Raw genomic sequence first — 21,185 nt, forward strand, 5'->3', positions numbered from 1 at the left:
AGCGATCCGCGCTGGCAAGAGAGTCAGCTGGGCTCAGTCTGTCGCGAGCTTCGGCAAGCGCTGTTCCAGCAACTGGTGCAGCGCGCTCTGCGCGGGCCAGTTGCGCATGAAGCGGGCCCGGTCCCGGGCGTAGGCCGCCGCGAATGACGATTGCGAACTGTGCTGCTGCATGGCGTCCAGGTCGATCATCGCCCAGCGATCCACATGCCAGAACAGGTTATGCCCCTTGAAATCACCGTGGCTGATGCGCGCCTGGATAAGCTGCGCGAAAAGCCGATCCAGCGCCAGCAGTTCGACCTCTGGCGCATCACCGCTTTCCACATACGCAGCAAAGCGTTCGATGATGTCCGGTCCGTCGATGAATTCGGTGACCAGCCAGGCCTTGCTGCGCAAACCGAGAAAGCGCTTTTCCTGCACTGCCAGCGGTTTGGGTGTCGCGATGCCGAGGAACATCAACCGGTTGCCTTCACGCCACGAATGCCAGGCCCTGCTGGGGCGCCAGAAACGCTTGAGCCAGTGGCTGAAGTTCTTGATGTTGTAGCGCTTGATGACCAGCGTACGACCGCTGACTTCGACACGACCGACACTCGCAGCGCCCCCGGTCTTGTACAGGTGGCCCTTGTCGAGCAAGGCATCCGCCTGACTCAGCACCGGCAGCATCGCAGGCTCTTCTTCACGACGGATGGCGCGGAATACCGAAGCGCTGTCCTCGACGCTGAACAGACTGCAGTCGCGCACGGTCTTGCTCATGAAATCCTTTAACCGCCAGCTGCGAACCTTGTCGATCTGCTTTTGCAGCGCTTCCATCGGCAAACCATGTTCGGCATTGCTCAACAGGTAATAAACCAGCAGCTCTTCAGTGAAAGGTTCGAAAGACCTGGGCAACTGGGCAAAGAACACGCCGAGGTTTTCCAGCACCTTTTGCCGGGACAACGGCGTACCAGCCTGCTCAGCGCGAATGCCGGCGCCATCGATCAGGTACAGCTGCCCGTTGTGGCGCAGCAGGTTGTCCAGGTGCAGGTCTTCCTGCCACAGGCCTTTTGCGTGCTGCCGGGCAATAGCCGATAGCGCCTCGCCGAGCACCGCTTGCTGCTCGTCTGCCAGCGGTGGCAGGTGCTGAACGGCGTTCCAGGCATCGCCCAGGCTTGAGGCCTGCTCCAGAAACTCGAACAACAGCCAGCCACCCTCGCCGTCCTGCAGACCGTCGGCCAGCAGCAGCGGTGTGGTCAGGCCTTGCTCGGCAAGCAGCCTTACTCCGGCCAGCTCACGCTGAAAGTGCCGGGCCGCCTTGTCGCCCACCAGCAGTTTTGCCAGCACCGGCCGGCCTCGCCAGACACCGGCCCCGACATAACGCTGCCCCGGCAACACACGCAGCAGGGTCAGCAATTGCAGTTCAGCCGATCCGGCAGCGTCGGCCAGCGTCAGGCTCATCGGCAACTCGGGGGTACGTCCGGCGGTCTTGAGTTCAGACAGGCGCATCAACGGGTCTCTTTATCATCGCGGTGTTGAAGGTCTCGTTTGTGAGCGCCGCGCTTGCCCAGACGCGCACTCCAGGCGTCGACCAGCAGGCTGTTCGGCGTGGCTTGCAGATAAGCCGCCAACAGCTCACGCCGATCCGTCTCATTCCACATAGGCGCACGGCGCAGCAGCGGTTCGAGGTCGCGGGCAAGGTCACGCTTGCCAAAGATCACCGGGCGGGTTTTTTCCAGGTCGATCAGTTGCGCCTTATACGCCGTACCGGCGGCCTGAAGAAAAATATGCTTGGGATAGAAGCAGCCATGCACCTGTCCGGCGCCGTGCAGCGTGCGCGCCAGCTGGCCGCAGGCGTGCAGTATTGCCTGACGCTGAGCGGCCTCCATGTGGTCCCACTGCTGCAACAGTTCGTCGAGATCGGTCCAGCCGTCCAGCGCACGCGTCATCAGGATCGCCCGACGCTCGCCGCCGACCTTGCGCTCACCGTAGAACACCGCCTGCAGCGCCGGAATCCCCAGCTTGCGATAGCGACTGATGTTACGAAACTCGCGCGAGAACGACGGTTCGCCAAACGGGTGATGCAACGTATGAGTCAGGTAATTGCTCTGGCGCTTGAGGTAAAACCCCTGACCGTCCAGGTCGAGGCGGAACACACTGCTCCAGCCGCCGCGTCCGGTATTGGGTTCATCGACCGCATCGAGTCTGATGTTCCAAAGCGATTCAAAATCAGCCAGGTTGTGACGCGCCAGTAAAGGCTGGTCGGCGCTGGCAATAAAAACGCTCATTCACGGCCCTCGAAAAAGCTGACGATATGTCGAATACGTTTTTTGTCGGAGGCGTTCAAACGCGTTCGCTGGCGGTATTGCAGGTAGAAGCGCAGACGCTGGGTGGCCGACAAGTGATACTTGGCGACCTTGTCCAGGCAGGCCAGATCCTTGGTGATCCGGTAGCGCAGCATGAAGCTCCACCAGAATGCGCCATTGGGGCAGTCGATGAAAAAAAGCCTGCCTTCGTTATCGACCAGCAGGTTGCGCCATTTCAAATCGTTATGTGTGAAATGGTTGTCGTGCATGATCCGTGTAAAGGTAGCCAACTGGCGGCTGAGCGCGTCGACCCAGTGGCGGTCGGCCAGTCGCGGGTCCTTGCGTTGCGCCAGCGCCGACAAGTCTTCAGTGTTCGGCAAGCCACGCGTGATCAGTGCGCCACGATCATACGCCGCGCCATTGCGCTCGAGCCCCCAGGCCACGACCTCTGCGGTGGGGATGCCCCATTTGGCGAAGCGCTTGAGGTTCTGCCATTCGGACTTGACCCTCGGCTTGCCCATGTAGCGACGCAGGCCCTTGCCCGCGCCCACGTAGCGTTTGACGTAGTAGTAAACTCCGCCGCGCTCGACGCGGATGACGTCGGACAGCGGGTCGCGGGTCAACTGCTGCCCTTGCAGGGCGAACACGGCATCCAGGCTACCGAATTCCTGCTCCAGGAAGGCGTACTCGGGCTCGAGCTTCCAGCCCGCCATCAGAGTGCGTCTCCGTAGCGCACTTTGCGCTGGTACAACTTGTCGGCTTTTTTATCCAGCCAGGTCAGTAATGCCGCTTCCTTGAGGAGGATTTCGCGCAACGGCTTCTGGAAATAGCCTTGGAGAAAACGCAGCTTGTCGCGACGGGTCAGGCCAATGTCCAGCGCCGAAAAATACAACGCGGCCAGGTCCTTGTTGCGCCAGCGCGGCGTGATCGCACGGCGGGTCTGGGCACGGTGCAGGTCAATGACCGACAGTTTGAAATCGTCAGCGGTCACCGGCTTGTCGGTGTGCAGCAGAAAATGGCAGATGTAGCAGTCGCGATGATTGACGCCTGCGCGGTGCATCATGCCGACCAGGCGGGCGACTTCGGCAATGAAGGCTCTTTTCAGACGCGGCTCGGGCGGCTCGTTACGCCAGTTGAGGCTGACGTCTTCGAGGCTGGTGGTCGGTGCCAGTTCTTCGGTGACGATGAACGAGTGCTGCGCGGCAGGGTTGCTGCCACGTTCACCATAGGCCACGGCGGTCATGGTCGGAACACCGACTTCGTGCAGACGCTCGATGGCGTCCCATTCCTTGCCCGCGCCCAGCACCGGTAGCTTGGCGGTCGCCAGGTTCTTGGCGATCTCGCCCCAGCCGATACCGCGGTGGATCTTGACGAAGTAACCGCGCCCGTCGACCTCGGTGCGCAGCGTGCGGCGCCCTTCCAGTTCGCGGTAGACCTCACCGCTCAGGCCTTCGACCTCGACGAACGCATCGCGCCCCGCCCACAGGCTCTTGAACGGCTCAGCAAGGAACAGCTTCATCAGTAGTGCTCCGCCAGAATCACGTCCGCAGCGTGTTGCGGCATGCTGTAAAGGTCTGCCGTGTCGGCAAAGGTCAGGCCATTGCTCGACCAGGCACTGCGTGCGGCATCGTCCTGAAGCATCTCCGACAGGTAGCGATTGAGCTGCGCCTGCTCGAACGGCTCATCCAGCACCCGCCCGCAATCGGCCTCGGCAATATAGTGAGCGTAACCACAGACCGCGCTGACCAGCACCGGCAAACCGGCAACCAGCGCTTCGAGCAGCACGGTCCCGGTGTTTTCGTTGTAAGCCGGATGAATCAGCAGGTCGGCACCCAGCAGAAAACGCGGAATATCGCTGCGCCCTTTCATGAAGGTCACCTGATCACCCAGGCCGAGCGACGCGCTCTGCAATTGGAATACTTTGGGGTCGTCCTGACCGATTACAAACAGTCGCGTGCGCTTCTTCAGCTCGGCGGGCAGAGCCGCGAGCGCCTTCAGGCTGCGATCCACGCCCTTGGTCTTGAAACCGGAGCCGATCTGCACCAATAACAGGTCATCGTCGGCAAGGCCGAATTCCATGCGAAAGCCTGCACGGATCTCAGGCGCATCCGGCGGCGCGCGGCGATCCTGGGAAATCCCCGGCGGCAGCAAATGAAAGCGCGACGGCGGGGTGTCGTAATGCTTGATGAACAGCGGCTGCTGCACCTCGGAAATCATCAACACCTGGGTTTTCGAGTCCCTGGCGAACACCGCGCGCTCGTAGTCGGCAAAGTGGCGATAACGGCCCCACTTGCGATACAGCGGGCTGCGCAGGTTCTGCGCCTTGTCCTCGAAGCAGCCGTCGGCGGCGTAATACACATCCAGACCGGGCATCTTGTTGAACCCGATCAGGCGGTCCACCGGACGTTTGGCCAGGTCCGCCTCCATCCATGCGCTGAGCTTTTCGTTGCGTCGATGATTGAAGAACGCCTTGACCGGCGCGACCAGCACCTCGAAACCGGGCGGCACATCGCCTTCCCAGATCAGGGTATAGACGCGGATCTGATGACCGCGCTGCTGACACTCCAGCGCGATGCGCATGAAGTCGCGTTGCAGGCCACCGAACGGGAAGTATTTGTAGAGTACAAAAGCCAGTTGCATCAGCCAGGTTCCTTTGCCAGCAACAGCGCGCCCAATTGGCTCGCTACTCGCTCGGGATTCAAGCGAGTGAAGCACATCGGCCACTCGCGTTTAAGGTCGAACCGGCGCTGATCGTCGGCGGTCGGTTGGTACGTGCATTTCTTTTGCAGGCACGGCGTGCAGCCCGGGTAGTCGCTGGCCAGATGCACCTGCGACTTGCCGTAAGCTCCGGTCAGGCCCGGATTGGTCGGGCCGAACAGGGAAATGGTCGGCACATCCAGTGCGGCGGCCAGGTGCCCGATGCCGGTGTCGACCGCGACACATGCCTGTGCGCTGGCCAGCACCCGCGCTACCCCTGCCAGATTCAGCTTTGGCAGCACGTGCGCATTGCTCAGACCGTCGGTAATACGCTCGGCGCGAGCCTTCTCTGCCGGATTGCCCCACGGCAACTGCACCTGCAGACCGCGCGCAGCCATCAATTCGGCGAGTTGTCGCCAGTACAGCTCGGGCCAGTGTTTGGTGTCCCAGGTCGTGCCATGCAGGAACAGCACGAACGGGGCCTGCAAACTGTCATTCAGGGTCGCCAGCGGCTTGAGACCGTAATCGCCCATGCCGGATGGCTGTGGATAACCGAGTGCCTGAGCGAACAACTGACGCAGCCGCTCGACCGCATGCTGCCCGCGTGCCACTGGAAAAGCACGATCATAAAAGCGACTGGCGACCGGCTCGCGTGCCGAATCCCGATCCAGACCGGCCACCGGTGCATCGACATAGCGTGTCAGCCAGGCACTTTTGAACAGGCCCTGCGCATCGATCACCAGATCATAGCGCTGTTCGCGCACCTGCTGTTTGAAGCGCTGCCACTCGCCGGATTTGAAGGTCTGCCAGAGGTGCTTGCGCCAGCGGCGAATCGCCACCGGGATCACTCTGTCGACCGCAGGATGCCAGGCGGGAATTTCCGCGAAGCCTTCCTCGACCACCCAGTCAAAGCGAATGCCGGGCAGCGCACGCGCCGCATCGGTCAGCGCGGGCAAGGCATGAATCACATCACCCAGTGAAGAGGTCTTGATCAGCAGTACCCGCAAAATCAGGCAACCTCCACCGGCGTGCTACTCAGGCGGCTCAGCGCCTGAGTCACGGCGTCCGGCTCAAGCAGACGCATGCAGTTGTAATGGCCGAAACGGCAAGTACGCTCAAAGCACGGACTACACTCGATGCCGAGTCGCACCACCTCGACTTCATCGGCCAGCGGCGGCGTGAAGCCCGGCGAGGTCGACCCGTAGACCGCCACCAGCGGACGGTTCAGCGCCGCGGCCACATGCATCAGGCCGGAGTCGTTGGACACGACGGCATCGGCGCACGACAGCAGGTCAATGGCTTCGGCCAGCGAGGTCTCGCCACTGAGGTTGACGGACTCCTCGCGCAGGCCGGGAATCAGCTCCTGACGAATGCTCTCACCGACCGGGTGATCCTTTTTCGAGCCAAACAGCCAGACCTGCCAGCCTTCGCGAATGCTCGCGTCAGCAACCTGTGCGTAATGCTCGGCGGGCCAGCGCTTGGACTCGCCGAACTCCGCGCCGGGGCACAGCGCCAATACCGGACGATCCAGAGTGAGGCCGAATTTGCTCAGTGCCGCATCGCGCGTGGTCGGGTCGATGCGCAGGCTTGGCCGCGGGTAAGGACGCGGCAACTCGACGCCCTTGTCGAAGGCCAGGGCCATGAAACGCTCGATCATCAGCGGGTAGCGCTGCTTGTCGAGGGTTCGCACGTCATTGAGCAGGCCGTAGCGAAACTCGCCGCGCCAGCCGGTACGTTTCGGGATACCGGCGAAAAACGGCACCAGCGCGGATTTCAGCGAGTTGGGCAGCAGGATAGCCTGATCGTATTGGCAAGCCAGGGACTTGCCGATCCGGCGACGGGTCGCCAGTTCCAGGGCTCCGTGCCCCAGCGGAAAACTGAGCGCAGCACGAACCTCCGGCATGCGCTCCAGTATCGGACGGCTCCATTCAGGGGCCAGCACGTCGATTTCGCACTCGGGATGACGCTGTTTCAGACACTGGAACAGCGTTTGTGCCATCACCATGTCACCGACCCAGCTAGGCCCAACGATCAGAATTTTCATGTTCTATCCAAAAACGACCAGAAACGATCAGGGAGGCCGATCAGACTGCGTGACGTTCCCACACAACCTGTCGCCTCCCTGTCATAGCTTTATAGAGTGTTGCAGCGGAATGTGGCGTTGCCGTGAGGCTCAGCTCAACCCCATCTGCGTCCAGATCCGCATCACTTCACGCCGCTGGGCATGAAACTGATCGCCGCTGACCACGCCTGCCTGCTTCTGCAAGGCCTGGCGATGTGCCGCCGAGCGATACGCCTTGTAGGCCTCGCGCAACAGGCCGGCATCCGTATCCGGCAGCAGTCCGGCCTCTTCAAGCCCTTCGAGAATCCGGATGTTGTCGGTGTATTGCAGCAGCGCGGGATGCTCTCTGGACCACGCCAAGGCGGCGTATTGCACCATAAATTCGATATCGACGATACCTCCGGCGTCCTGCTTGAGGTCGAATGGCACCGCCGCCTCGAAGGCATTGGCCGCCCTGCCGGCCGCTGTCACGCGGGTGCCGAGGTTGTCACGCATCTTGGCGCGCATCTCGCTGACTTCGGCGCGCAGCTTGTCCAGATCGCGTTCGCGCCCCAACACATCGGCACGGACTTTCTCGAATTGCTCGCCGACATCCCGGCTGCCGGTCATGACCCGCGCCCGGACCAGCGCCTGATGCTCCCAGGTCCAGGCTTCATTGGCCTGATAACGGGCGAAAGCGCCCAGAGAGCTGACCAGCAGACCAGAGGCCCCCGAAGGACGCAGGCGCATGTCGACGTCATACAACTGACCGGAGTTGGTTTGGGTGGTCAGCAAATGGATCACCCGCTGCCCCAGCCGAGTGAAGAACTGCGCCGTATCGATCGGCTTGGCACCGTCGGTCTCTGCCTCCAGATCGCCATCGTGAATGAACACCAGATCCAGATCGGAGCCATGCCCCAGCTCGATGCCGCCGACCTTGCCGTAGCCGACGATCACGAAACCCGGATCGCACAACGTGCCGTCCGGGCGTAAAGGCGTGCCGTGACGAGCCACGCTGTAGCGCCAGGCCAGCGCGAGCACCTGATCGAGAATCGCCTCGGCCAGCCAGGTCAGGTAATCACTGACTTTCATCAATGGCAGGCTGCCGGATATCTCGGACGCCGCGACCCGCAGGCTGTGCGCCAGTTTGAAATGCCGCAGGGCTTCCATCTGTTGTTCAAGGTCGTCCTCGGGGATACGGATCAGCCGCTCCCGCAACTCAGCCGCCAGTTCCGGGGCCAGCGGCGGATTGAACAGGCGCCCCTCGTTGAGCAACTCATCGAGCAGCAACGGGAAGCGTGCAATTTGTTCGGCAATCCACGGGCTGGCGGCGCACAGGGTCAGCAGTTGTCGCAGCGCGTCGGGGTTTTCCGTGAGCAGCACCAGGTACGCCGAGCGCCGCGCGACGGCCTCAACCAAGGGCAGCACGCGTTCCAGTACCAGGTCGGGCTTCTCATGTTCCACCGCCTGAGCCAGCAGACGAGGGATGAACGCGTCCAGCCGTTCACGGCTCAGACGCTGCATCGAACGCAGGTTGGGGCTGCTGCGCAGGTTGGCCAGATTTTTCAGCGCCTTCTCGGCGTCGACGAAGCCGGCCTGCGACAGTTGGCGGCCTGCGGCTTCTTCGTCCTGGGACTCCTCCCACAACGGCAGCCACTCGCCCCCCACCACCACTTCGTCATCTTCATCTTGCTCGTCGTCCGGGTCGGCGTCGGGGTCAGCAATGACCTGGCGGAAGTGCCAGGCCACACGGCCACGCCAGTACATCAGCCGTTCGTGAAAGGCCGCCCAGTCAGCGAAGCCCATGATCAGGGCAACACGCGCCTGATCCTGTTCGTTGTCCGGGAGCATCTGCGTCTGACGGTCGGCAATCGCCTGAATGGCGTGCTCGGTGTAACGCAGAAATTCGTAGCCCTCGCGCAATTCTTCGGTCACGGCCGAGGGCAAATAGCCCTGCCCCTCAAGGGTTTTCAGCACTTTGAACAACGGCCGCTGCTGCAGACTCAGGTCGCGGCCGCCGTGAATCAGTTGAAAGGCCTGGGCGATGAACTCCACCTCGCGAATGCCACCAGCCCCCAGCTTGATGTTCTCCGCCATGCCCTTGCGCTTCACTTCCTGCTGAATGAGCTGCTTCATGGTGCGCAGCGCTTCGATGGCCGAGAAATCCAGATAGCGGCGGTAAACGAACGGACGCAGCATCGCCAGCAGTTCGGCACCGGCAGCCTGATCGCCACCGACCACACGCGCCTTGATCATCGCGTAGCGCTCCCAGTCCCGGCCTTGGTCCTGATAATACTGCTCCAGCGCGTTGAAGCTGAGCACCAGCGCCCCGGAAGAACCGTAAGGGCGCAGGCGCATATCGACCCGGAACACGAAACCGTCGACGGTCACCGGGTCGAGCGCCTTGATCAGCCGCTGGCCCAGGCGAATGAAAAACTCCTGATTGTCCAGCGCACGCTTGGTGCCGACGGTTTCGCCGCCCTCCGGGTAGCCGAAGATCAGGTCAATGTCCGAAGACAGGTTCAGTTCGACCGCGCCGAGCTTGCCCATGCCCAGAATGACCATATGCTGGGGCTGCCCGGAATGACGTCCTGTCGGGGTGCCGAACTGCTGGCAATGCCGGGGGTATAACCATTGGTAAGCCAGATCGATCGACGCATCGGCCATGTCCGACAGGTCACGGCAGGTTTCGATCAGGTTTGCCTGACGGGTCAGGTCACGCCAGATAATCCGTACTTGCTGGCGTGCGCGCTGTCGACGTAGATTACGCCCCAGTTCATCCTCGCTGGCGGCGCTCGACAGCGCGTCGGCAAGCTGACCGCGCAATTGGCCGGCAGAGAAACTACGCTCCAGCTCGCCCGAGTCGGCCAGTTGCAGGAGCATCTGCGGATCTCGGCAGACTTGTTCGGTTACAAAATCACTGGCGGCGCAGACCCGGTCGAATGCTGCCTTTCGAGCCTCGGGCCAGGCTTTGAAAGAAGCCAGCGCGTCCTCGGACAAGGCAGTCAGCGCGGCCTGAAACATCTGCCGGGCGCGGGTGATCGATGGCAGCAGAATGGCCGGAAATTCGGCCAGTAAAGGTAGGCTCATGGTCTATCCTTGATCGGCGTGCAGACGCCCGTCCGTCGTTACGGCGAGACGCGTCTGCCAGCACCGCTTGTCGAACAAAGGTTATAAATTGCTGGAAAAATCAAATTAGAAGCATAAAAATCCGCTTTTTCCCTGCAAGATATTCAATAGCGATCAACAGTAACGTTTTAAGCTACACGACAACAGGAGCGATTGAGACGCTTCTCTGTAGTTTTACTACTGGGTCCGATACTCGGAGGGCTGAAATCGTCGTCGATTTGTAGTAAAACTACACGCCGCCGGATCCCACCCTCCGGTAATCCAAGAATTTATGTCGTCTGCCCACAAGGCCAGTCGCAAACTCAGGCAACCGATTCTGGAAGCCTTTCCGCCCTGGAGCAAGCCATGCAAGACCTCGATCCCGTCGAAACCCAGGAATGGCTGGACGCCCTGGAATCGGTTCTCGACAAAGAAGGCGAAGACCGCGCTCACTACCTGATGACCCGTTTGGGCGAGCTGGCCACCCGTAGTGGTTCGCAGCTGCCGTACGCCATCACCACGCCATATCGCAACACCATTCCTGTCACCCACGAAGCACGCATGCCTGGCGACCTGTTCATGGAACGCCGCATTCGCTCGCTGGTGCGCTGGAACGCATTGGCCATGGTTGTCAAAACCAACATCGGCGACCCGGATCTGGGCGGTCACATCTCCAGCTTCGCCTCCAGCGCCACGCTGTACGACATCGGCTTCAACTATTTCTTCCAGGCCCCGACCGACGAACACGGCGGCGACCTGATCTACTTCCAGGGTCACGCATCGCCAGGCGTATACGCCCGTGCATTCATGGAAGGCCGCATCACCGAAGAGCAAATGACCAACTTCCGTCAGGAAGTCGACGGCAATGGCCTGTCGTCTTACCCACACCCGTGGCTGATGAAGGATTTCTGGCAGTTCCCGACGGTATCGATGGGCCTTGGCCCGATCCAGGCGATCTACCAGGCGCGCTTCATGAAGTACCTGGAGCACCGCGGTTACATCCCGGAAGGCAAGCAGAAAGTCTGGTGCTTCCTGGGTGACGGCGAGACCGACGAGCCGGAATCCCTGGGCGCCATCGCCCTGGCCGGTCGCGAGAAGCTCGACAACCTGATCTTCGTCGTCAACTGCAACCTGCAGCGCCTCGACGGCCCGGTTCGCGGCAACGCCAAGATCATCCAGGAACTCGAAGGCGTGTTCCGTGGTGCCCAATGGAACGTCACCAAAGTCATATGGGGCCGTTTCTGGGACCCACTGCTGGCCAAGGACGTCGACGGTATCCTGCAACGTCGCATGGACGAAGTCATCGACGGCGAATACCAGAACTACAAGGCCAAGGACGGCGCGTTCGTCCGCGAGCACTTCTTCAACTCGCCTGAACTCAAGGCGATGGTTGCCGATCTGTCCGACGACGAGATCTGGAAACTCAACCGTGGCGGCCACGACCCGTACAAGGTCTATGCGGCCTACCACGAAGCCGTCAACCACAAGGGTCAACCGACCGTTGTTCTGGCCAAGACCATCAAGGGTTATGGCACCGGCGCCGGCGAAGCGAAAAACACTGCGCACAACACCAAGAAGGTCGATGTCGACAGCCTGCGTCACTTCCGTGACCGTTTCGACATTCCGGTCAAGGACTCCGAACTCGAAGCCCTGCCGTTCTACAAGCCGGAAGAAGGCAGCGCCGAAGCCCGTTACCTGAGCGAGCGTCGTGCTGCGCTGGGTGGCTTCGTACCGCAGCGTCGCGCGCAGAGCTTCAGCCTGCCGACCCCGCCACTCGAGACCCTCAAGGCCATCCTGGATGGCTCGGGCGATCGTGAAATTTCCACCACCATGGCTTTCGTGCGCATCCTGACGCAACTGGTCAAGGACAAGGAAATCGGTCAGCGCATCGTGCCGATCATCCCGGACGAAGCGCGTACCTTCGGTATGGAAGGCATGTTCCGCCAACTGGGCATCTACTCGTCGGTCGGCCAGCTCTACGAGCCAGTCGATAAAGAACAAGTGATGTTCTATCGCGAAGACAAGAAAGGCCAGATCCTCGAAGAAGGCATCAACGAAGCGGGCGCCATGTCCTCCTTCATCGCTGCCGGTACTTCGTATTCCAGCCACAACCAGCCGATGATTCCGTTCTACATCTTCTACTCGATGTTCGGTTTCCAGCGTATCGGCGACCTGGCCTGGGCCGCTGGCGACAGCCGCACCCGTGGCTTCCTGATCGGCGGCACCGCCGGCCGTACCACACTGAACGGTGAAGGCCTGCAGCACGAAGACGGTCACAGCCACATCCTGGCATCGACCATCCCGAACTGCCGCACCTTCGATCCGACTTACGGTTACGAACTCGCAGTGATCATCCAGGACGGCATGCGCCGGATGTTCGAAGAGCAGCAGGACGTTTTCTACTACCTGACCGTGATGAACGAGTCCTACGCCCAGCCAGCCATGCCGGCCGGTGTGGAAGAAGGCATCGTCAAGGGCATGTACCTGCTCGAAGAAGACACCAAGGAAGCGGCGCACCACGTCCAGTTGCTGGGCTCGGGCACCATCCTGCGTGAAGTTCGCGAAGCGGCGAAGATTCTCCGTGACGAGTTCAACATCGGTGCCGACGTGTGGAGCGTCACCAGCTTCAACGAGCTGCGTCGCGACGGTCTGGCTGCAGAGCGCAACAACCGCCTGCACCCTGGCCAGAAGCCGCAGCTGAGCTATGTCGAGGAATGCCTGAACGGTCGCAAAGGTCCGGTCATCGCATCCACGGATTACATGAAGCTGTTCGCTGATCAGATTCGTCAGTGGGTTCCAACCAAGGAATACAAAGTCCTGGGCACCGACGGTTTCGGCCGTAGCGACAGCCGCAAGAAGCTGCGTCACTTCTTTGAAGTCGATCGTCACTTCGTGGTGCTGGCAGCCCTGGAAGCCTTGGCTGATCGTGGCGATATCGAACCTAAAGTCGTGGCTGAAGCCATCGCCAAGTTCGGCATCGATCCTGAAAAACGCAATCCACTGGACTGCTAAGAGTCTGCTTCAAGAGCGCTGATCAGAGCGTAAACAGCCGAGGATGCGGAATTTACTTGCCGTAAATGAGCATCCAAGGCTGTTTCGTTGTAACTGAACCAGCGTATTCGTGAGTGAACAGGTTCTCCTAAGGAGAGACATAGTGAGTGAGTTAATTCGTGTACCCGACATCGGCAACGGTGAAGGCGAAGTCATTGAATTGATGGTCAAGGTCGGTGATCGCATCGAAGCCGACCAGAGCGTTCTGACGCTTGAGTCGGACAAGGCGAGCATGGAAATCCCTGCTCCCAAGGCTGGCGTCATCAAGGCCATGAAGGTCAAGCTGGGCGACCGCCTGAAAGAAGGCGACGAGCTGTTCGAACTGGAAGTGGAAGGCGAAGCGGCTGCGGCCCCGGCACCTGCTGCCGAACCTGCCGCTGCCCCTGCCGCTGCCGAAAAGCCGGCCGAAGCGGCACCTGCACCTGCGGCTGCCGCCGAGCCTGCCCCGGCAGCCAGCGCCAGCGTTCAGGACATCCACGTGCCGGACATCGGTTCGTCGGGCAAGGCCAAGATCATCGAACTGATGGTCAAGGTCGGTGACAGCATCCAGGCCGATCAGTCGCTGATCACCCTGGAATCCGACAAGGCCAGCATGGAGATTCCTTCTCCGGCAGCAGGCGTTGTCGAGAGCATCGAAGTCAAGCTGGACCAGGAAGTCGGTACCGGCGACCTGATCCTGAAACTGAAAGTCGAAGGCGCCGCGCCCGCCGCTGCTCCGGCGCCTGCAGCCAGCGCACCCGCTGCTGCCCCGGCCAAGGCTGAGGCCGCAGCTCCTGCAGCCCCTGCTCCCAAGGCAGAGGCTGCACCTGCTCCAGCGGCTCCGGCCAAAGACGGTGCCAAGGTTCATGCAGGCCCGGCCGTTCGTCAGCTGGCCCGCGAATTCGGCGTCGAGCTGAGCGCGGTCAGCGCCACCGGTCCGCACGGCCGTGTGCTGAAAGAAGACGTTCAGGTTTACGTCAAAACCATGATGCAGAAGGCCAAGGAAGCTCCAGCTGGCGGCGCAAGCGGTGGCTCGGGCATCCCGCCGATTCCGGAAGTCGATTTCAGCCGTTTCGGCGAGATCGAAGAAGTACCGATGACGCGCCTGATGCAACTCGGCGCTTCCGGCCTGCACCGCAGCTGGCTGAACATTCCGCACGTCACGCAATTCGACCAGGCCGACATTACCGACCTGGAAGCTTTCCGTGTCGCGCAGAAAGGCGCTGCCGAGAAGGCTGGCGTCAAGCTGACAGTTCTGCCGCTGCTGCTCAAATCCTGCGCACACCTGCTCAAGGAGCTGCCGGACTTCAACGCTTCGCTGGCGCCTAGCGGCAAGGCCGTGATCCGCAAGAAGTACGTGCACATCGGCTTTGCCGTGGACACCCCGGACGGCCTGCTGGTCCCGGTCATCCGCGACGTCGATCAGAAGAGCCTGTTGCAACTGGCTGCCGAAGCCGCCGCACTGGCGGAAAAGGCGCGCAACAAGAAACTGACTGCAAACGACATGCAGGGCGCGTGCTTTACCATCTCCAGCCTCGGCCACATTGGCGGCACCGGCTTCACGCCGATCGTCAACGCGCCGGAAGTGGCGATCCTCGGTGTTTCCAAGGCAACCATCCAGCCAGTCTGGGACGGTAAAGCCTTCCAGCCGAAACTGATGCTGCCGCTGTCGCTGTCCTACGATCACCGCGTGATCAACGGCGCAGCTGCTGCCCGCTTCACCAAGCGCTTGAGCGAATTGCTGGCGGACATCCGCACAATCCTGCTGTAAGCCCTGCAGGCCCGTCCCCGGACGGGCCTTGCTGTACACCTTTGCGAGCTGCCACGCTCGAACCTCAACCCCGCCCTCCAGCGGGGATTTTTTTGCCCTGGATATCGCGCCCATGCTCCGCGCTCATTGCTGGATCCTGTGGGAGTGACCGGGGCGGCGATCCGCATTGCTCACGAAGACCATGGTCCTGACGCCCCATCTTCTGGGACTGTAAGGGCCCCTTCGCGAGCAAGCTCGCTCCCACGACCTTTATCGTCGGTGCCAGGTCTGACTGGCGGGTGATACACTACGCGACATTTTTGTTTTGCAGGTCCACCGTCGTGACTAACACCGCTTTCAATTCCCTGCCTCTGTCCGCTGCCATGCTGGCTAACCTGGAGTCGCTTGGTTATGCCGAAATGACACCGATTCAGGCGCAGAGCCTGCCGGTGATCCTCAAGGGCATGGACCTGATCGCGCAAGCCAAGACCGGCAGCGGCAAGACCGCTGCGTTCGGTATCGGCCTGCTTAACCCGATCAACCCGCGTTTCTTCGGTTGCCAGGCACTGGTCATGTGCCCGACCCGCGAGCTGGCGGATCAGGTCGCCAAGGAAATCCGCCGCCTGGCGCGCTCCGAGGACAACATCAAGGTCCTGACCCTGTGTGGCGGCGTGTCCTTTGGCCCGCAGATCGGCTCGCTGGAGCATGGCGCGCACATCATCGTCGGCACGCCGGGTCGCATACAGCAGCATTTGCGCAAGGGCTCGCTGGTCCTGGACGGCCTGAACACGCTGATTCTCGATGAAGCCGACCGCATGCTGGACATGGGTTTTTACGACGCCATCGCCGACATCATCGAGCAGACCCCGCAGCGCCGTCAGACCCTGCTGTTCTCCGCGACCTACCCGGTTGGCATCAAGCAGTTGTCGTCGAAGTTCATGCGTGACCCGCAGACCGTCAAGGTTGAGGCACTGCACGCCGACAGTCAGATCGAGCAGATTTTCTACGAGATCTCCCCGGAGCAGCGACTGGAAGCAGTGGTCAAGGTACTCGGCCATTTCCGTCCGACGTCCTGCGTGGCGTTCTGCTTCACCAAGCAGCAGGTTCAGGAAGTGGTCGATCACCTCACCGCCAAGGGCATGTCTGCGGTCGGTCTGCATGGCGATCTGGAACAGCGTGACCGTGATCAGGTGCTGGCGATGTTCGCCAACCGCAGCACCTCGGTACTGGTCGCCACCGACGTGGCCGCGCGCGGTCTGGATATCGACGCGCTGGACATGGTGATCAACGTCGAGCTGGCGCGCGATTCGGAAATCCACATCCACCGCGTCGGCCGTACCGGTCGTGCGGGCGAGAAGGGTATTGCCGTGAGCCTCGTGGCGCCGTCGGAAAGCCAGCGCGCCCGTGCCATCGAAGAGTTGCAGAAAGCGCCGTTGAACTGGCAGCAATACGACAGACTGAGCATCAAGGAAGGCGGCAAGCTGCTGCCTGCCATGACCACCCTGTGCATCGGTTCGGGCCGCAAGGACAAACTGCGTCCGGGCGACATTCTCGGCGCACTGACCGGTGAGGCAGGCATTGCTGGCACTCAGGTCGGCAAGATCGCGATTTTCGACTTCCAGGCCTACGTTGCCGTAGAGCGCAGCATGGCCAAACAGGCTCTGGAGCGTTTGAACAACGGCAAGATCAAGGGCAAGTCGCTGCGCGTGCGGATTTTGTAAAGTTTATCGTTGACCCTGATAGTCCCTACACTCCGCGCCAAGCGTCATATACAGGCACCGAAGGGCCCGAAAACGCGGTTTTCAGGCCTCTGCCCGTAGGGCGTGGGAGCGAACTTGTTCGCGAAGACGGTAGTTCAGACGATAAATCTTCGGAGAACATACCGACCCTTTCGCGAACACATTCGCTCCCACGGCCTTCGGCCAGAATCAAGAACAGACTTGTGTATAGCTTAGCGCGGAGCATGGGAACGATCATGACCTGAAGATCGAGGAACCACGCTGTGCCCGTTACTGACGTTGTAATCATTGGCGCCGGTGCCGCCGGCCTGATGTGTGCGTTCACCGCTGCCGCTCGCGGGCGCAAGGTGATGTTGATTGATCACGCCAACAAGCCCGGCAAGAAGATCCTGATGTCCGGTGGCGGGCGGTGCAACTTCACCAACATGTACACCGAGCCGGCCAACTTCCTGTCGCAGAACCCGCATTTCTGCAAATCGGCCCTGGCCCGCTACACCCAATGGGATTTCATCGCGATGGTCGCCAAACATGGCGTGCCTTATCACGAGAAGAAGCTCGGCCAGCTTTTTTGCGACAACAAGTCCAGCGACATTCTGGAAATGCTTCTGGAAGAGTGCCGACAAGCCGGTGTCAGCCTGCACATGGACACCGCTGTGCAGCAGATCGAAAAGACCGACGCCGGCTACAGCCTGCAGACCACAATGGGCACCCTGAACTGCCAGTCGCTGGTGATTGCCACGGGCGGTCTGTCGATTCCGACCCTGGGCGCGACCGGCTTTGGCTATCAGGTCGGCAAGCAATTCGGCCACACGCTGCTGCCGACCCGCGCCGGGCTGGTGCCGTTCACCATCACCGATCAGCTCAAGGAGCTGTGCACCGAGCTGTCAGGCACCTCGGTGGATTGCCTGGTGAGCTGCAACGACACGAGCTTCCGCGAGAACATCCTGTTCACCCATCGCGGCCTCAGTGGCCCGGCGATCCTGCAGATTTCCTCGTTCTGGCAGCCCGGTGACACGGTGGAAATCAACCTGCTGCCTGATCATGACGTACCCGCCTGGCTCAACCAACAGCAGGCAGAGCGCCCCAACAGTGAACTGAAAACCCTGCTGGGCGAGATTTTCACCAAGAAGATGGCCAACCTGATCGCCGAACACTGGTTCGTTTCAAAACCGATGAAGCAGTACACCCACGCCGAACTGGCCGAGATCGCCGAAAAGCTGGCGAGCTGGCAGGTGGTCCCGGCGGGCACCGAGGGTTATCGCACGGCCGAAGTGACGCTGGGTGGCATTGATACCCGTGAAGTGTCGTCCAAGACCATGGAATCGCTGAAATCCCCCGGTCTTTATTTCGTGGGCGAAGTACTGGACGTGAGCGGCCATCTGGGCGGCTTCAACTTTCAGTGGGCGTGGGCGTCGGCCTATGCTGCCGCACAATACGTGTGACGTAGTCGCTGATACGCAACATCAAGACACGGCAAACCGGTATAAATTTTGCGAGGCGGATGTACAGCCAGTCATTTGGTCTGTACATATCCTCCTGCACGATCGATCAATTGTGAACAAGGCCGTCAGCTGACCCATGGCATCGAAATCTCTCCGTCATACATTCCGTCGATTGTGGGCGCTGGATAAATTCAGCTATAGCGTTCGAGTCTTTATCGCACTGACCGGCAGCATGGCGCTGTGCTGGTATCAGAACGAAATGGCGTTACTGATCCCGCTGTTTCTGGGGATTATCGCCTGCGCCCTGGCCGAGACCGATGACAGCTGGCAAGGCCGACTCAATGCCCTGGCCGTGACCCTGGTGTGTTTCAGCATCGCCGCCCTGGCTGTCGAATTGCTCTTCCCCTACCCCATTCTGTTTGTCTGTTCACTGGCGCTGGCCAGCTTCTGCCTGACCATGCTGGGCGCGCTGGGTGAACGCTATGGCGCGATTGCCTACGGCACGTTGATCCTTTCGGTCTACACCATGATCGGCGTCGATCAGCGTGGCGGTGAAGTACTGGACTTCTGGCATGAACCGATGCTGCTGGTGGCGGGCGCTGCCTGGTACGGCCTGCTGTCGGTGCTGTGGCAGATGCTGTTTTCCAACCAGCCGGTGCAACAGGCGCTGGCGCGGCTGTTTCGTGAGCTGGGCCAGTACCTGAAACTCAAGTCGACCCTGTTCGAACCGATTCGTACGCTCAACGTGGAGGCTCGTCGTCTGGAACTGGCGCAGCAGAACGGCAAAGTGGTCGCCGCGCTGAACTCCACCAAGGAAATCATCCTGCACCGCGTCGGCAGCGGTCGCCCCGGCTCCAAAGTCAGCCGCTACCTGAAGCTGTACTTCATCGCTCAGGACATCCACGAGCGCGCCAGCTCGTCGCATTACCCCTACAACTCACTGGCCGATGCGTTTTTCCACAGCGACGTACTGTTCCGCTGTCAGCGCCTGCTACGGCAACAGGGGGTTGCCTGTCAGGCGCTGTCGGAATCCATCCAGCTGCGTCAGCCGTTCGTGTATGACCCAAGCTTCGCCGAAGCCATGGAAGATTTGCACGCGTCCCTCGAGCATCTGCGCATCCAGAGCAACCCTGCGTGGCGTGGCCTGCTGCGTTCGCTGCGTGCGCTGGCCGCCAACCTCGGTACCCTGGACCGTCTGATCAGCGATGCCAGCAACCCGGACGCCGTGGCCGACGCCACCGACAGCAGCCTGCTGGACCGCTCGCCGCGCAACCTCAAGGATGTCTGGACGCGCCTGCGCCTGCAGATGACCCCGACCTCGCTGCTGTTTCGTCACGCCCTGCGCCTGCCGCTGGCGTTGACCATCGGCTACGCAATGGTGCACCTGATTCACCCGTCACAGGGCTACTGGATCATCCTGACCACGGTATTCGTCTGCCAGCCCAGCTACGGCGCCACCCGGCTCAAGCTCGGCCAGCGGATCATCGGCACCGCGATTGGCCTGACGGTCGGCTGGGTGCTGTTCGATCTGGTTACCAGCCCGATTCTGCAATCGATGTGCGCGGTGCTGGCCGGTGTGGTGTTCTTCGTCAATCGGACCACGCGCTACACCCTGTCGACTGCCGCCATCACGGTGATGGTGCTGTTCTGTTTCAACCAGGTCGGCGACGGTTACGGCCTGTTCCTGCCCCGGCTGTTCGATACGTTGCTGGGCAGCCTTATCGCCGGTCTCGCAGTATTCCTGTTTCTTCCCGACTGGCAGGGGCGGCGCCTGAACAAGGTGCTGGCCAATACCCTGACCTGCAACAGCATCTACCTGCGGCAGATCATGCAACAGTATGCCAAGGGCAAGAGTGACGACCTGGCCTACCGGCTGGCGCGGCGCAATGCCCACAACGCCGACGCAGCGCTGTCGACCACGCTGGCGAACATGCTCATGGAGCCCGGTCATTTCCGCAAGGAGGCCGACGTCGGCTTCCGCTTTCTGGTGCTGTCACACACGCTGCTCAGCTACCTCTCAGGCCTCGGCGCGCACCGTGATACGCAGTTGCCGAGTGATGTCCGCGAACACCTGATCGATAACGTCGGTGCCACACTGGCCGCCAGCATCGACGAAATCGCCGCAGGGCTTGCCGAGAAGAAACCTGTTGCGGTACAGAGCGATGCCGAGGAAGGGCTGGCCGCGCAACTTGAGCAACTGCCCGAAGACATGGATGAAAGTCAGCGGCTGGTGCAAGCCCAACTGGCACTGATCTGCCGCCAACTGGCACCGCTGCGCACCCTCGCCGCGCACTTGATCAAAGCTCCGGAGGCGCCTGCAACCCATGCAGTCTGAGCAATTCATCGTAGGTACCGTCCGCTTTCATGGCGGCAATTTCGCGATCGAAGTCAGCGACGATCTTTTCGTGGTGGGGATTTTTCAGGCTGACCAGAATATGCAGGCTGTTCTCGCTCAACGAACCCGGTAGAAACTCGACCCGGTCACGAACCTCGTCCGGTTCCATCGCCAGGTTATAGCGGGCTACGTATTCGTCCTCCAGGGTCAGGTCGACACGCTCGGCGGCAAGCATGCGTATGGCAGTGGAGAAGTTTTGCACAGGGACTTTCTGCAACAGGGTGTCGCTGTCAAACGCAGGCGAATAAGCGTAACCGCGCACCACCGCGATCATGTACTTGTGCAACTGCTCATGGGTCAGCGTGCCAATGGTCGACTCCCTGCGTTTGATGAGGCGCACCCGATTGAGCAGATATTCCGCAGAAAACTGGCCAATTTTCGTACGTTCCTCGCTGAACCAGGCATTGATCAGCACATCATGACGCCCTTGGCTCAAGCCCAGCATCGCGCGTGCCCACGGCACTTGCTCATACAGCGTGGTGTACCCGGCACGGCGCAGCGCGGTATTGACGATATCGGTTGCCAGCCCGCCGTTGAGCAGCAGCGCGTCGGTAAACGGTGGCCAGGGGTCGGCGACCAGACGCAGCTTCTCCGCTGCATTGGCGTGCGCCATCAGCAGAACGACCAGCAACCCCACCGCTCGAAGCAACTGCGACATGCTCAGGTTCCTGAAAGGGGCGGCGTGCCCGATTTAATCCTATCGGCAG

At 61.1% G+C, this 21,185-nt stretch carries 14 protein-coding genes; 5 read left to right on the forward strand and 9 right to left on the reverse strand.

Annotation, left to right across the window (positions count from 1 at the left end; genetic code table 11):
• Positions 1-33: 33 nt before the first annotated feature.
• From BLR20_RS15545 to glnE, 8 genes are all read right to left on the reverse strand, one after another.
• Positions 34-1,479 carry a lipopolysaccharide kinase InaA family protein gene (locus tag BLR20_RS15545; protein ID WP_010440150.1) on the reverse strand — a complete coding sequence of 482 codons (1,446 nt, stop codon included), beginning with the start codon at positions 1,477-1,479 and terminating at the stop codon, positions 34-36.
• Positions 1,479-2,258 carry a lipopolysaccharide kinase InaA family protein gene (locus tag BLR20_RS15550; RefSeq protein ID WP_054994351.1) on the reverse strand — a complete coding sequence of 260 codons (780 nt, stop codon included), beginning with the start codon at positions 2,256-2,258 and terminating at the stop codon, positions 1,479-1,481. The genes BLR20_RS15545 and BLR20_RS15550 overlap by 1 nt, the downstream gene beginning before the upstream one ends.
• Positions 2,255-2,989, reverse strand: a complete 735-nt coding sequence (locus tag BLR20_RS15555) for a lipopolysaccharide kinase InaA family protein (RefSeq protein ID WP_032615459.1) — start codon at positions 2,987-2,989, stop codon at positions 2,255-2,257. Before BLR20_RS15555 ends, BLR20_RS15550 begins: the two co-directional genes overlap by 4 nt.
• Positions 2,989-3,795: a lipopolysaccharide core heptose(I) kinase RfaP gene (gene rfaP / locus BLR20_RS15560; protein WP_010440142.1), complete on the reverse strand. Its 807-nt coding sequence runs from the start codon at positions 3,793-3,795 to the stop codon at positions 2,989-2,991. The genes BLR20_RS15555 and rfaP overlap by 1 nt, the downstream gene beginning before the upstream one ends.
• Positions 3,795-4,916: a glycosyltransferase family 4 protein gene (locus BLR20_RS15565; protein ID WP_010440139.1), complete on the reverse strand. Its 1,122-nt coding sequence runs from the start codon at positions 4,914-4,916 to the stop codon at positions 3,795-3,797. Before BLR20_RS15565 ends, rfaP begins: the two co-directional genes overlap by 1 nt.
• The gene (waaC, locus tag BLR20_RS15570; protein WP_010440136.1) at positions 4,916-5,980 is read right to left on the reverse strand and encodes a lipopolysaccharide heptosyltransferase I; all 1,065 of its coding nucleotides are present in this window, start codon (positions 5,978-5,980) and stop codon (positions 4,916-4,918) included. Before waaC ends, BLR20_RS15565 begins: the two co-directional genes overlap by 1 nt.
• 2 nt (positions 5,981-5,982) lie before the next feature.
• Positions 5,983-7,017, reverse strand: a complete 1,035-nt coding sequence (waaF, locus tag BLR20_RS15575) for a lipopolysaccharide heptosyltransferase II (protein WP_010440133.1) — start codon at positions 7,015-7,017, stop codon at positions 5,983-5,985.
• A gap of 129 nt (positions 7,018-7,146) precedes the next feature.
• On the reverse strand, positions 7,147-10,104 hold the full coding sequence (glnE, locus tag BLR20_RS15580; RefSeq protein ID WP_054994350.1) for a bifunctional [glutamate--ammonia ligase]-adenylyl-L-tyrosine phosphorylase/[glutamate--ammonia-ligase] adenylyltransferase: 2,958 nt from the start codon (positions 10,102-10,104) through the stop codon (positions 7,147-7,149).
• Positions 10,105-10,488: 384 nt separating this feature from the next.
• On the opposite strand from glnE, the gene aceE reads away from it, so the two are divergent.
• From aceE to yccS, 5 genes are all read left to right on the forward strand, one after another.
• Positions 10,489-13,134: a pyruvate dehydrogenase (acetyl-transferring), homodimeric type gene (gene aceE / locus BLR20_RS15585; protein WP_003422379.1), complete on the forward strand. Its 2,646-nt coding sequence runs from the start codon at positions 10,489-10,491 to the stop codon at positions 13,132-13,134.
• Between the two features lie 142 nt (positions 13,135-13,276).
• Positions 13,277-14,923, forward strand: coding sequence for a dihydrolipoyllysine-residue acetyltransferase (aceF, locus tag BLR20_RS15590; RefSeq protein ID WP_032615467.1), 1,647 nt, complete (start codon positions 13,277-13,279; stop codon positions 14,921-14,923).
• A gap of 320 nt (positions 14,924-15,243) precedes the next feature.
• A complete protein-coding gene (gene dbpA, locus BLR20_RS15595; protein WP_010440122.1) occupies positions 15,244-16,623 on the forward strand; it encodes an ATP-dependent RNA helicase DbpA in 1,380 nt (459 codons plus the stop codon).
• A 281-nt stretch (positions 16,624-16,904) separates the two neighbouring features.
• Positions 16,905-18,083: a BaiN/RdsA family NAD(P)/FAD-dependent oxidoreductase gene (locus tag BLR20_RS15600; RefSeq protein WP_054994349.1), complete on the forward strand. Its 1,179-nt coding sequence runs from the start codon at positions 16,905-16,907 to the stop codon at positions 18,081-18,083.
• 136 nt (positions 18,084-18,219) lie between these two features.
• Complete coding sequence (gene yccS / locus BLR20_RS15605) at positions 18,220-20,418, forward strand: YccS family putative transporter (protein WP_054994348.1); 2,199 nt, start codon at positions 18,220-18,222, stop codon at positions 20,416-20,418.
• Here the strand turns inward: yccS and BLR20_RS15610 are convergent.
• A complete protein-coding gene (locus tag BLR20_RS15610; RefSeq protein WP_032615471.1) occupies positions 20,381-21,136 on the reverse strand; it encodes a substrate-binding periplasmic protein in 756 nt (251 codons plus the stop codon). The two genes, yccS and BLR20_RS15610, sit on opposite strands and share 38 nt — an antisense overlap.
• Positions 21,137-21,185: the final 49 nt, after the last annotated feature.

It is taken from the genome of Pseudomonas congelans (assembly GCF_900103225.1).
Classification (GTDB): Bacteria; Pseudomonadota; Gammaproteobacteria; order Pseudomonadales; family Pseudomonadaceae; genus Aquipseudomonas; species Aquipseudomonas congelans.